Origin of the sequence: Ancylobacter sp., assembly GCF_965279025.1 — a bacterium.
In the GTDB taxonomy this organism is placed as follows: domain Bacteria; phylum Pseudomonadota; class Alphaproteobacteria; order Rhizobiales; family Xanthobacteraceae; genus Ancylobacter.
In genome coordinates this window covers 1392613-1405370 of record NZ_OZ257132.1, presented here as the reverse complement: position 1 = coordinate 1405370, position 12758 = coordinate 1392613, and the positions used below count along the sequence as shown (strand labels likewise).

General features: G+C 66.5%; 9 protein-coding genes. 5 read left to right on the top strand and 4 right to left on the bottom strand.

The genetic code is table 11. The annotated features are described in order from the left end of the window. The 4 genes from ehuD to ACQY76_RS06505 all read left to right on the top strand — a co-directional run bounded on the left by ehuD (nt 1) and on the right by ACQY76_RS06505 (nt 4532). Nucleotides 1-693: an ectoine/hydroxyectoine ABC transporter permease subunit EhuD gene (ehuD, locus tag ACQY76_RS06520; protein ID WP_428032079.1), complete on the top strand. Its 693-nt coding sequence runs from the start codon at nt 1-3 to the stop codon at nt 691-693. Then, a complete protein-coding gene (ehuA, locus tag ACQY76_RS06515; protein ID WP_428032078.1) occupies nt 690-1469 on the top strand; it encodes an ectoine/hydroxyectoine ABC transporter ATP-binding protein EhuA in 780 nt (259 codons plus the stop codon). Before ehuD ends, ehuA begins: the two co-directional genes overlap by 4 nt. Before the next feature lie 130 nt (nt 1470-1599). Beyond that, nucleotides 1600-3114, top strand: a complete 1515-nt coding sequence (locus tag ACQY76_RS06510) for an NAD-dependent succinate-semialdehyde dehydrogenase (RefSeq protein ID WP_428032077.1) — start codon at nt 1600-1602, stop codon at nt 3112-3114. A 23-nt stretch (nt 3115-3137) separates the two neighbouring features. Beyond that, nucleotides 3138-4532: an aspartate aminotransferase family protein gene (locus ACQY76_RS06505; RefSeq protein WP_428032076.1), complete on the top strand. Its 1395-nt coding sequence runs from the start codon at nt 3138-3140 to the stop codon at nt 4530-4532. 82 nt (nt 4533-4614) lie between these two features. On the opposite strand, the gene ACQY76_RS06500 is transcribed toward ACQY76_RS06505, so the two are convergent. From ACQY76_RS06500 to ACQY76_RS06490, 3 genes are read right to left on the bottom strand one after another with little or no spacing between them, the layout of a single operon-like run. After that, a complete protein-coding gene (locus ACQY76_RS06500) occupies nt 4615-7692 on the bottom strand; it encodes an efflux RND transporter permease subunit (protein WP_428032075.1) in 3078 nt (1025 codons plus the stop codon). Beyond that, a complete protein-coding gene (locus ACQY76_RS06495; protein WP_428032074.1) occupies nt 7689-8774 on the bottom strand; it encodes an efflux RND transporter periplasmic adaptor subunit in 1086 nt (361 codons plus the stop codon). The genes ACQY76_RS06500 and ACQY76_RS06495 overlap by 4 nt, the downstream gene beginning before the upstream one ends. Beyond that, nucleotides 8771-9973 carry an efflux RND transporter periplasmic adaptor subunit gene (locus ACQY76_RS06490; RefSeq protein WP_428032073.1) on the bottom strand — a complete coding sequence of 401 codons (1203 nt, stop codon included), beginning with the start codon at nt 9971-9973 and terminating at the stop codon, nt 8771-8773. Before ACQY76_RS06490 ends, ACQY76_RS06495 begins: the two co-directional genes overlap by 4 nt. Before the next feature lie 48 nt (nt 9974-10021). On the opposite strand from ACQY76_RS06490, the gene ACQY76_RS06485 reads away from it, so the two are divergent. Continuing rightward, nucleotides 10022-10753 carry a TetR/AcrR family transcriptional regulator gene (locus tag ACQY76_RS06485; protein WP_428032072.1) on the top strand — a complete coding sequence of 244 codons (732 nt, stop codon included), beginning with the start codon at nt 10022-10024 and terminating at the stop codon, nt 10751-10753. 217 nt (nt 10754-10970) lie between these two features. On the opposite strand, the gene ACQY76_RS06480 is transcribed toward ACQY76_RS06485, so the two are convergent. Beyond that, a complete protein-coding gene (locus ACQY76_RS06480) occupies nt 10971-12731 on the bottom strand; it encodes an ABC transporter substrate-binding protein (RefSeq protein WP_428032071.1) in 1761 nt (586 codons plus the stop codon). Nucleotides 12732-12758 lie beyond the last annotated feature (27 nt).

Sequence of the window (12758 nt, the reverse complement as noted above, 5' to 3'; positions counted from 1 at the left end):
ATGATGTACGGCTTCACCTGGGACACCGCGACCCCGCTCGCCTATGCGTGGTCGATCCTGCCCATCATCCTCATCGGCCTCACGGTCACGCTGAAGGCGGCGGCAGCGGGTTTCGCCATCGCGCTGGTGCTCGGCCTCGTCTTCGCCCTGCTGCGCCGCAGCCGGTTTCGCAGCGTCTCCTGGACCACGGCGTGCGTTGTCGAGTTCCTGCGCGACACGCCTTTGCTGGTGCAGCTTTTCTTCCTCTATTACGTGCTGCCGGAATATGGCGTGACGCTGCCCGCCTTCCTCACCGGCGCGCTGGCGCTGGGGCTGCAATATTCCGCCTACACCTCCGAGGTCTATCGCGGCGGCATCGAGGCGGTGCCGCGCGGGCAATGGGAGGCGGCGACCGCGCTCAACCTCACCCGCCTGCAGACCTTCCGCGACATCGTGGTGCCGCAGATCGTGCCGCGCATCCTGCCCGCCATGGGCAATTATATGGTCGCCATGATCAAGGAGACGCCGGTGCTCTCCGTCATCACCGTGCTCGACATGATGGCGCTGGCCAACATGATCGGCGAGCGCACATTTGAATATCTGGTGCCGCTGACCATGGTCGGCGTGATCTTCCTCATCCTGACGCTGATCTGCTCGGCCGGCCTGCACCGGCTGCAGAAGGTGCTTCCCAAGGCAGGAATCCCGCTGCGATGACCGAAACCGTGAAGCCCCCGCTCATCCAGTTCGCCGGCGTGACCAAGCGCTTCGGCGCGCTCACCGTGCTCGACGATTTCAACTTCGAGGTCGCGCCGGGCGAGAAGGTCACGTTGATCGGCCCGTCCGGCTCGGGCAAATCGACCGTGCTGCGCATCCTAATGACGCTGGAGCCGTTTCAGGAGGGGCAACTGACCCTTGCCGGCATGCCCTATCAACTGCCCGGCGGCACCGGCCCGTTCCAGGCATCGGAACGCCATCTGCGCCAGATCCGCAGCCATGTCGGCATGGTGTTCCAGAGCTTCAACCTGTTCCCCCATATGAGCGTGCTGCGCAATGTCGTGGAAGCGCCGATGCGCGTGCTGGGCCTGGCGCGCGGCGAGGCCGAGTGCCGGGCGATCGAGCTGCTGAACATGGTGGGCCTGGCGGACAAGAAGGACCACTATCCCTCGCAGCTTTCCGGCGGCCAGCAGCAGCGCGTCGCCATCGCCCGTGCGCTCGCCATGCGCCCGCGCGTGCTGCTGTTCGACGAGCCGACCTCGGCGCTTGACCCGCAACTGGTCGGCGAGGTTCTCGCGGTCATCCGCGATCTCGCCCATGAGCACGACCTCACCATGCTGCTGGTGACGCATGAGATGCGTTTCGCCCGCGAAGTCTCGGATCGCGTGTGCTTCTTCGACCAGGGCCGCATCTGCGAGCAGGGCACTCCCGATGCGATCTTCACCGCGCCGCAGCACCCGCGCACCTGCGAGTTCCTCGCCTCCGTCCTGCGGTAATGGGCGTGCCCGCCGAGAGTCTCTCGGCGCGGCGGCGAAGTTCCGGCGGCCTGTCGGTGGCCGCCGGCACCTTCGGAAACCCTCTCGGTGCCCCCGCCCCTAATCTCGCGGCGTTGAGAGAGGAGCTGCCATGATCGCGCCCGCCCGCACCGAACGCCTCGACCGCCTCGCCCGGCCCGAGCCTCACCCAGCCTTGTCGCGGCTGCAGGACCGCCGGCTGCTGCGCACGCTCTCCTATATCGACGGCAAGTGGACCGGGGCACCGGACGGGCGGACCTTCCCCGTCACCGATCCCGCCGACGGCACCGCCATTGCCGAGGTTGCCGCTCTTGGCGCGGCGGCGGCGGCGCGCGCGGTCGACGCCGCCCACCGCGCCTTCGCGCCGTGGAAGTCCCTTCTCCCGCAGCAGCGCGCCGACATTCTGCGCCGCTGGCACGCGCTGATGCTCAGCGCCACCGAGGATCTGGCGCTCTTGATGACGATCGAGCAGGGCAAGCCGCTGGCGGAATCGCGCGGCGAGATCGCCTATGCCGCCTCCTTCATCGCCTATTACGCCGAGGAGGCGCTGCGGGTGAATGTCGAGGGCGTCACCAGCCACCTCCCCGGCGCGCAGATGTCGCTCACCCGCGAGCCGGTGGGCGTCGCCGCGCTGCTGACGCCGTGGAATTTCCCGTCCGCCATGCTCACCCGCAAGGCCGCCGCCGCGCTGGCGGCCGGCTGCACCATCGTCTCGCACCCTTCCTCGCACACGCCGCTCTCGGCGCTGGCGCTGGCCGAACTCGCCGAGCGCGCCGGCATGCCCGCCGGCGTGTTCAACGTGGTCACCGGCGCGCCCGCCCCGATCGCCGAAACCTTCTGCGCCGATCTGCGGGTGCGCGCGGTCAGCTTCACCGGCTCCACTGACATCGGCCGCATGGTCGCGCGCAATGCCGCATCCAGCCTGAAACGTGTCGTCATGGAACTGGGCGGCCACGCGCCGCTGATCGTGTTCGAGGATGCCGACCTTGCGCGCGCGGTGGAGATCGCGCTCGACGCCAAATTCGCCACCTCGGGACAGGACTGCCTCGCCGCCAACCGCATCTATGTGCAGCGCCCGCTCTATGCGCGCTTCTGTACCGCCTTTGCCGAACGGGCGGCGCAGCTGCGCGTCGGCAAAGGCCTCGATGAAGGCACCGAGATCGGCCCGCTGATGCACGCCGGCGCGGTGGCGAAGGCCCGCGCGCAGATCGACGACGCGCTCGGGCGCGGCGCCCGGCGGCTGACCCCGGAGCGCTCGGTGCCCGGCCCGCTCTTCCTCGCCCCCCTCGTGCTCGCCGACGTGCCGGAAGAGGCGCTGATCATGCGCGAGGAAACTTTCGCCCCCATTGCTGCCCTCGCACCGTTCGACAGCGAGGAGGAGGTGATCGCCCGCGCCAATGCCAGCGAATATGGGCTGGTCGCCTATGTCGTCACGCGCGACGGCGCCCGCGCGGCGCGGATGGCGCAGGCGCTGGACTACGGCATGGTGGCGATCAACCGCGTCAAGATCACCGGCGCGCCGATCCCCTTTGGCGGCATGAAGCAATCCGGCCTCGGCCGGGAAGGGTCCCGCCACGGCCTCGAAGCCTTCACCGACCTCAAATATGTCTGCCTCGACCTGAGCTGAGGGCGAGAAACATGGAGATAAGCATGCTCGATCATCCCGCCCCCTCCAGCAACGAGCTCGAAAGCTGGGACCGCGACCATTTCTTCCACCCCTCCACCCATATGGGCCAGCACGCGCGCGGCGAGATGCCCAACCGCATCATCACTGGGGCGGAAGGGGTCTACATCGTCGACCGCGAGGGCCGGCGCAGCCTCGACGCCTTTGGCGGGCTCTATTGCGTGAATGTCGGCTATGGCCGCAAGAAGATCACCGATGCCATAGCCGAGCAGGCGTCGAAGCTCGCCTATTACCACGCCTATGCCGGGCATGGTTCGGAGCCCTCGATCCGCCTCGCCCGCATGGTGATCGAGCGGGCGCCCGCAAATATGAGCCGGGTATTCTTCGGCCTGTCGGGGTCGGATGCCAACGAGACCAACATCAAGCTGGTCTGGTACGTCAACAACGTGCTTGGGCGGCCGCAAAAGAAGAAGATCATCTCGCGCTGGCGCGGCTATCACGGCTCTGGCGTGATGACCGGCAGCCTCACCGGCCTCGCCGGCTTCCATAATCTGTTCGACCTGCCGCGCGCGCCGGTCCTGCACACCGAGGCGCCCTATTATTTCCGCCGCGAAGACCGCAGCCAGAGCGAGGAAGAATTCTCCCAGCATTGCGCCGACAAGCTGGAGGAGATGATCCAGGCCGAGGGGCCGGACACCATCGCCGCCTTCATCGGCGAGCCGGTGCTCGGCACCGGCGGCATCGTTCCTCCCCCGGCCGGCTACTGGCCGAAGATCCAGGCGGTGCTGAAGAAGCATGACATCCTGCTGATCGCCGACGAGGTGGTCACCGGCTTCGGCCGGCTGGGCACCATGTTCGGCTCCGACCATTACGGCATCGAGCCGGACCTGATCACCATCGCCAAGGGGCTCACCTCCGCCTATGCGCCGCTGTCGGGCGTCATCGTCTCGGAAAAGCTCTGGCGGCAGCTGGAGCAGGGGTCGGACGAGCACGGCCCGATCGGCCATGGCTGGACCTATTCCTCGCACCCGCTCTGCACGGCGGCCGGCATCGCCAATCTCGAACTGGTGGACGAACTCGATCTCGTCACCAACGCCCGCGAGGTCGGCTCCTATTTCAACGCGGCGCTGAAGGATGCCGTCGGCGGGCATCGGCATGTGGGCGAGGTACGCGGCGAAGGGCTGCTGGCGGCGGTGGAACTGGTACGCGACCGCGACGACCGGGTGTTCTTCGAGGGCGGCGAAAAGGTCGGGCCGCGTGTTGCGGCGGCTCTTCTGGAGCGCGGCGTCATCGCCCGCGCCATGCCGCAGGGCGATATTCTGGGCTTCGCCCCGCCGCTGTGTCTGACCCGGCAGGAAGCCGATATCGTCGTGGACGCGACACGCGAAGCCATCAAGGCGGTCTCGGCGGCGATCGGCTGAGCCTTCGGGCGGTGGAGCCGCGTTTCCCCGGCTCCACCCAGCCCAGGCCGCCGCCGCGATCCCCAGCGCCGTTGCCTGAAGGTCAGAGGCTCTTCTCCGCTGCCATGTGCTCCACCGCCGTGCGCGCGGGCTCCTTGATGCGGAACCACGCGACATACAGCGCCGGCAGGAACAGCAGCGTGAGCACGGTGCCGATGATGATGCCGCCCATCATCGCATAGGCCATCGGGCCCCAGAACACTTCCCGCGAGATCGGGATCAGCGCCAGCGAGGCCGCCGCAGCGGTCAGCATGATCGGCCGCATCCGGTGCTCGGTGGCCTCCAGCACGGCGTGCCACTTGTCCTGTCCCGTGTCGATCAGGTGCTCGATCTGGACGACGAGGATGACGGAGTTGCGGATGAGGATGCCGATCAGCGCCAGCACGCCCAATATCGCTACGAATCCCAGCGGCGCGCCGGAAGGAAGCAGCGCGGCGACGACGCCGATCAGGCCGAGCGGCGCGACCGCGACCACCAGGAACAGGCGCTGGAAGCTCTGCAGCTGGAACATCAGCAGCGTCGCCATGGTGATCAGCATGAAGGGCGCGACGGCGAGGATCGGGCCCTGGCCCTTGGCGCTTTCCTCGACGGCACCGCCGGTGACCACATGATAGGCGGGGGGCAGCTTGGCGATGAAGGCGTCGATCTGCGGCTTGATCTGATCGACGACCGTCGCCGGCTGGACCGGGGTGACCAGAGCCGCCTTGACCGTCACCGTCGGGATGCGGTTGCGCCGCCACAGGATCGGCTGCTCCATCTCGTAGTGGAACGTCGCAATCGCCGCGAGCGGGAAGGACCGGCCGTTCTGGGTCGGGATCTGAAGGTTCTCCAGTGTCTCGATAGAGGCGCGCTCGGTGGAGCGGGCCCGGCTCACGACGTTCACGAGGTAGATGGAGTCGCGGATCTGTGTCGCCGTCGATCCGCCGACGACGCCGTTCATCACCGTCGCCACGTCCTGCGAGGTAACCCCCAGCTGGCGGGCCTTGTCCTGCAGGATATCGATCTTCACGACGCGTCCCGGCTCGTTCCAGTCATAGGTGACGCGATCGGTGTTGGCGTTGGAGCCGACGATGGCGGCGACGTCCTGGGCATAGGCCCGCACCTTTGCCGGATCGGGACCACTGATCCGGTACTGGATCGGGCGCCCGACCGGCGGGCCGATGTCCAGCGGGTGGACGAACACGTCGGTGCCGACGAATTCCTTTTCGCCCAGGGCCTTTAGGCGCTTGATCACGCGTTGCCGCTGTTCGAGCCCCTTGGTCATGATGACGATCTGCCCGAAATTGGGGCTCGCCGGCTGCACGTCGTAGGAGAGCAGGAAGCGCTGGGCGCCCTCGCCGACATAGGAGGACCAGAAGGCGATGTCGTCATCGCCTTTCAGCGCCGCCTCGAAGCGGTCCATCTGCGCACGCATCTCGGTGATCGAGGTGTTCTGCGGCGCGGTCCAGTCGACGATGACCTCCGGCCGGTCCGACGAGGGAAAGAACTGCTGCTGCACGAAGCCCATGCCGACCATCGAGCCGGCAAAGAGCGCGAGCGTGGCCGCGATGGTCAGCCATTTGAAACGGACGCAGGCGTGCAGGAGCGAACGAAACAAGCGGGTGAAACGCCCCGGCTCCTCGTGATGCTTCTTCATGGATTTCGGCAGCAGGGTGACGCCGAGAAGCGGGGTGAAGACCACCGCGACAATCCACGACACCACCAGCGAGACCGCGATCACCACAAACAGGGTGAAGGTGAACTCGCCCGCACTGCTGCTGTTGAGCCCCACCGGAATGAAGCTGGCGACCGTAACGAGAGTGCCGGTCAGCATGGGGAAGGCGGTGGAGGTGTAGACATGGGTCGCCGCCTTCTCGAGCGTATCGCCCACTTCGAGCCGGGAGACCATCATCTCGACGGCGATCATGGCGTCGTCCACCAGCAGGCCGAGCGCGATGATGAGGGCACCGAGCGAGATGCGCTGGAGCGAGATGCCGAGATACTCCATCGCCACGAAGGTGATCGCCAGCACCAGCGGGATCGACAGGGCGACCACCAGGCCGGCGCGCATGCCGAGGCTGATGAAGGACACCACCAGAACGATCGCCACCGCCTCGCCCAGCGCCTTGGTGAAGCCGCCGACCGCCTCCTCGACCACATGAGGCTGGTCGGAGACCTGATGCACGCCGACGCCGACCGGAAGCTCGGCCTCGATCTGCCGCATCTCCTTGGACAGCGCCTCGCCGAACTCCAGCAGGTTGGCGGCGGGCTTCATGCCGATGGCCAGCCCGATCGCCGGCTTCCCGTCATAGCGAAACAGCGATGTCGGTGGATCGGCATAGCCGCGGGTGATGGTGGCCACGTCCGACAGGCGGAAGAAGCGGTCATTGATCCAGAGATTGACCTTGCTGAGGTCTTTCTCCGAGGCGAACTGTCCGTTGGTGCGCACCGACACACGCTCGCCATCGGCCTCGACGGTGCCGGAGGGAACGACGGCGTTCTGCGCGCTCAGCGCATCTATGATGGTCTGCTGGGAGAGGCCGAGGGCGGCCATCTGCCGGGTGGAGAATTCGAGATAGACGATCTCGTCCTGCACCCCGACCAGATTGACCTTGCCGACATTCGGCACGGTGAGGATGCGGGCCCGCGCCGCCTCGGCATAGTCGCGCAGCTGGCGCTGGGAGAGGCCATCGGAGGTGAAGGCGTAGATGTTGCCGTAGACGTCGCCGAAATCGTCGTTGAAGAACGGACCCTGCACACCTTCGGGCAGGTCGCCCTTGAGATCGGTGAGGATGCTGCGCACCCGCAGCCAGGTGTCGTTGACGGCACGCCCCTGCGTCGTGTCCCGAAGATTGAGGAAGATCGTCGTCCGGCCCGGCGAGGTCTGGCTCTTGGTGTAGTCGAGCGTGGTGATCTCTTCGAGCTTGCGCTCGATCCGCTCGGTGACCTGCGTGGCGGTGTCCTCGATCGACGCGCCCGGCCAGATGGCGGTGATGAGCATCGTCTTGATGGTGAAGTTTGGGTCTTCTTCACGGCCGAGATTGAAATAGGCGAGCGCGCCGGCGATCGACGCGATGATCATGAAGTACCAGACAAGCGAGCGGTGGCGGAGCGCCCAATCCGACAGGTTGAAGCCGTTCATGGGACCATCTCCGGGTCGATCTTGATCTTCTGGCCGTCGGTCAGGCTGTTCACGCCGGCGGTCACGATCCGCGTTCCGGCATCGACCCCGCTCGTGATCCGAATCGTTTCGCCGGCCTCCGCCGCGACCTCCACGGGCCTGCGCGAGACGGTCATCGCCGTCTCGTCCACCACCCAGACAAAGGTGCGGTCATCTGCCTTGAGCAGGGCGGAGCGCGGCAGCTCGATCGAGGTCCGCGCGATCTGCTGCGGCGAGGCGACGACGGTCGTCCCGATGCGGAAGGTCGGCGGCGGCGCGTCGAGCGTGATGCGGATGCGCCGCGTACGGGTTGCGGCGTCGGCCTGCGGCGCGATTTCGCGCACGCGCCCTTCGGCCTGGATGCCGGGCTCGACCTGCAGCGACGTGGTGAACCGGTCACCCACCTTGAACGCCTGCGCCATCTCGTCGGGAACGTCGACCATGGCCTCGCGGATATCGGCCTGCGCGACGGTGAAGACGGTTTCGCCGGCATTCACGGTCTGGCCGACTTCCGCATTGGCGGCGGTGACGATGCCGTCGGTCTCGGACAGCAGGCGGGTGTAGGAGAGCTGCTCCTGCGCCTTGTCGAGGGCGGCGCGGCCACGGGTGACGGCGGCGTTGGCGCCGGCAAGCGACTCTTCCGCCGTGTCGAGATCGGCCTGCGAGGCGACCTTGTGGGCCACGAGCGCCTTCTTGCGGTCGCGGGTCGCGGTGGCATAAACGAGCTGGGCCTCCGTCTTGGCCAGCTCTGCCTCCAGCTGCCGGACGGCGAGGGAGAGCGTCGTCGGGTCGAGCGAGGCGAGAAGCTGCCCGGCCTTGACCGTCTGGCCGACATCGACGAGGCGCGAATCCACGCGGCCCAGTACGCGGAAGCCGAGATCGCGCGAGAAGCGCGGCTGGATGGTGCCGGTGAAGCGGGCCGCCTCGGCGCCGTGCGGCGCCACCACCATGGACAGCACGGGCCGCACGGGGGGCGCCGGCGCCGCCTCGTTCTCCGAGCAGCCACTGAGCGCGGCCAGCGAGCCGAGGCCGACAAGGGCGATGAGCGTGCGTCGAACCGTCATGACGGCTCTCCCGATGTGATGGAGACAATTTGACCCGCGCGCAGGAACTGGCCGCCATGTGTCACGACCATCTCGCCTTCCTTCAGCCCGGCACTGACGAGGATTTCCCCCGTCTTGTAGCGGTCCACCGTGATGGCGCGTGGCGAGACGGCGTTTGTCTCGGGGTCGACGACCCATACGGTGGGACCGGCCTCGCCGGCGGAAAGCGAGGTCCAGGGCAGCACGATCACGTTTTTCGCGGTCCATTTTCCGCTGCCGAGCACGGCGGCGCCGAGGCTCATGGCGGCGGGCGGATCAATCAACGACATCTTGACCCGTACCGTACCGGTCGCTGTGTCGAAGGTCGGCGCGATCTCGCGCACCACAGCCGTGGCGACCACGTCCGGGTCGGACAGCAGCCGGATTTCCACGCGATCGCTCGGAGGGGTGTCGGCGAGCAGGGCCTCGTAGACATCGAAGACGACGTCGCGCGCGCCGTCCTGCGCCAGGGTGAAGACCGTCTGCGCGGCGGAGACAACCTGTCCGGTCTCGGCGTCGCGGGCGGTGATGACGCCGTCGGCGTCCGCCTTCAGCACGGTCAGGGCCAGCTGTTCCTCGGCGGTGTCGACATCGGCTCGTGCGGACTCGACCGAACTCTCGGCGCTGTGCAATTGCTGTTCGGCGGAATCGTAGCTGCTGCGTGTGGTGAAGCCGCTCTCGATCAGCTGCTGCTGCCGCTTGAAGCTGCTCTGCGCCTGCGTCAGCGTCGCCTCGGCCGATAGCAGCGTCGCCTTGGCGGCCTGCACATCGGAGACCTGCTCCGTCGTCTCGATGGTGGCCAGAACGTCGCCCGCCTTCACATGGTCGCCGACATCGACCTTGCGCTCGGCGATCCGGCCGGCGGTGCGAAAGGAGAGCTTGCTCTCCACGCGCGCAGCGACCGTTCCGCTCAGCGATACCGTCCGGGCGATCGGCTGGAAGGAGGCCGCCTGCGCCTTGACCGCCTCCCGCGCCTGCGGGGCGGCCGCCTGTTCCGGTCCGCAGCCCGTCAGCGCGGCGAGCGCGAGCAGGCCAGCGGCGAGGGCGCCCACCCGGTTCGGCCGCCGGCGCCTGACAGGCCCGGCTATGCTTGAAAGACCCACGCGCATGAGGACTCGCCTTGGCTGTACTGGTCGGTTCAGTTCAGTTTCAGGCTTGACGCATATTGCACGAAAGGTCAATGATGAACTGGACTGTACAGTTCATTTTATTGCGCATGGAGGCACGCCATGGTTCGGCACGCCGGGAAAATCGAGACGTCGGATGCCGATATGGCCGGCGACGGCACGGGCGCGGCGACCGTCGCGAGCGCCAAATCTCTCGCACCGCCCGACCGGGAAAACCCCAAGGTGCGGCAGGTGATGGAGGCGGCCCATGCGCTGTTTCTGGAGCTGCCCTATGATGCCGTAAGCACGGATGCGATCGCCAGGGCCGCCGGGATTTCGAAGACGACCCTCTACGTCTATTTTCCAAGCAAGGAGGCGGTGTTTTCCGCCCTCGTCAGCGAGAATTGCGCACAGACGGCACAGTCCATCTTGAACTCGGCCTCCGAGTCGGACGATGTCGAGGAGGGGTTGCGGACCATTGCCCGGAATTTCATGGCGATGTTCGCCACGACGGACGCGCTCGCCTTCTACCGGACCATCATCGCCCAGGTACCGAGGTTTCCCGAACTCGGACGTATCTTCAATGAATCGGGACCAAAGGTGATCCAGGAGAGGATCGCGCTGTTCCTGCGCGAGGCGAGCGCGAGGGGCGAACTGTCCGTCCCGGACCCGGAGCTTGCGGCCCTGCAGTTTCTGCAGCTGATGTCGGTCGACATTCCACTGACGGGCCTGCTCGGTCTCGGGCAGCTGACAGCGGACCGGGTTACGACCACGATCGAAAGCGGCCTCGCTCTCTTTCTGAACGGTTACCGTCCGCCTTTTGAGCGCGGCTCAGGGGCCGTTGAGCCGGACTAGGTTCAATCGGGCGGGCTCATACGGGGCGGCTCATGCCATGGCAGCATGATCTGTTCCTCTGTGAACCGCGAGGCGCGCGCCGTCCGTCTCCATGATCGAGGGGCTCTACTTGAGTCTGGGAGGATCAGGGTCTCGAGTCACATCGCATGCCGTTGCTGCCGGACGCAGAACCTCCCCGGCCGCGGCCGGGGAGGACAGGCAGGGTTCTGGCGAATCCTCAGCCGCCCTTTTTCGGCGGGGTTGCGGGCCAGGACTTGATGAGGGTGTCGTAGTCGATTGTCTCGCCCTTTGGCTTTTCGTTTGCGAGCTTGGGCTGGGGGGCGAGAGTGCCGTTCTTCTTGGCCTGCTCGACCCAATAGGCCATGCTTTCCTTCTTGTTGAGCTTGGGGCCGCACTCGCCCTGCACGCCGGACTTTTCGAGGCGCTCCATCACCGAATCCTGCGCCGCGGCGAGTGAGTCCATCGCCGCCTGCGGGGTCTTGGCGCCGGAGGAGGCGTCGCCGATGTTCTGCCACCAGAGCTGCGCCAGCTTGGGGTAGTCCGGCACGTTCGAGCCGGTCGGCGACCATTGCACGCGGGCCGGCGAGCGGTAGAACTCGATCAGGCCGCCGAGCTTGGGCGCGCGCTCGGTCATGTGCTGCGACCAGATATCGCTCTCGCGGATGAAGGTCAGGCCGACATCGCTCTTCTTCAGCGACACGGTCTTGGAGGTGACGAACTGGGCGTAGAGCCAGGCCGCCTTGCGACGCTCCACCGGGGTGGACTTCAGCAGGGTCCAGGAACCGACATCCTGGTAGCCGAGCTTCATGCCGTCCTTCCAGTAGGCGCCCTTGGGCGAGGGGGCCATGCGCCATTTCGGCGTGCCGTCGGCGTTCATCACCGGCAGGCCGGGCTTCACCATGTCGGCGGTGAAGGCGGTGTACCAGAACATCTGCTGGGCGATGGCGCCCTGGGCGGGCACCGGGCCGGCCTCGGAGAAGGTCATGCCGGCGGCCTGGGACGGCGTGTATTTCTTCAGCCACTCGATGTATTTGACGATGGAATAGACCGCCGCCGGGCCGTTGGTGTCGCCGCCGCGCTCGACCGACGAGCCGACCGGGCGGCAGCCTTCCATGCGGATGCCCCATTCGTCGACCGGCAGGCCGTTGGGCAGGCCCTTGTCGCCATTGCCGGCCATGGAGAGCCAGGCATCGGTGAAGCGCCAGCCGAGCGAGGGGTCCTTCTTGCCGTAGTCCATGTTGCCATAGACCTTCACGCCGTCGACCTCCTTCACGTCGTTGGTGAAGAACTCGGCAATGTCCTCATAGGCCGACCAATTGACCGGCACGCCGAGATCGTAGCCATACTTGGCCTTGAACCTGGCCTTGTAGTCGGGGTTGGTGAACCAGTCATAGCGGAACCAGTAGAGGTTGGCGAACTGCTGGTCGGGGAGCTGGTAGAGCTTCTTGTCGGGCGCGGTCGTGAAGGAGAGCCCGATGAAATCCTGCAGGTCGAGCGTCGGGGAGGTGACGTCCTTGCCCTCGCCGGCCATCCAGTCGGTCAGCGGCACCGCCTGCTTGTAGCGGAAATGCGTGCCGATCAGGTCGGAATCGTTCACCCACGCATCATAGATGTTACGGCCCGACTGCATCTGGGTCTGGATCTTCTCGACCACGTCGCCTTCCTGGATCAGATCATGGGTGAGCTTGATCCCGGTGATCTCGGAGAAGGCCTTGGCGAGCGTCTTGGATTCATATTCATGCGTGGTCAGGGTCTCGGAGACGACGTTGATCTCCATCCCCTTGAACGGTTCAGCCGCCTTGATGAACCATTCCAGCTCCTTGAGCTGCTCTTCCTTCGTCAGCGTCGACGGCTCAAACTCGCCGCTGTCGATCCACTTCTTCGCGGCAGCCTCGTCGGCGTGGGCGGACAATGCCGCGAGAGGTGCCGATAGCGCTAGGGCGAGCGCCACCATCGAGACGCGTGATAGGCTCTGCATGGTCGTTTCCTTGGCCGGAGAACGCGC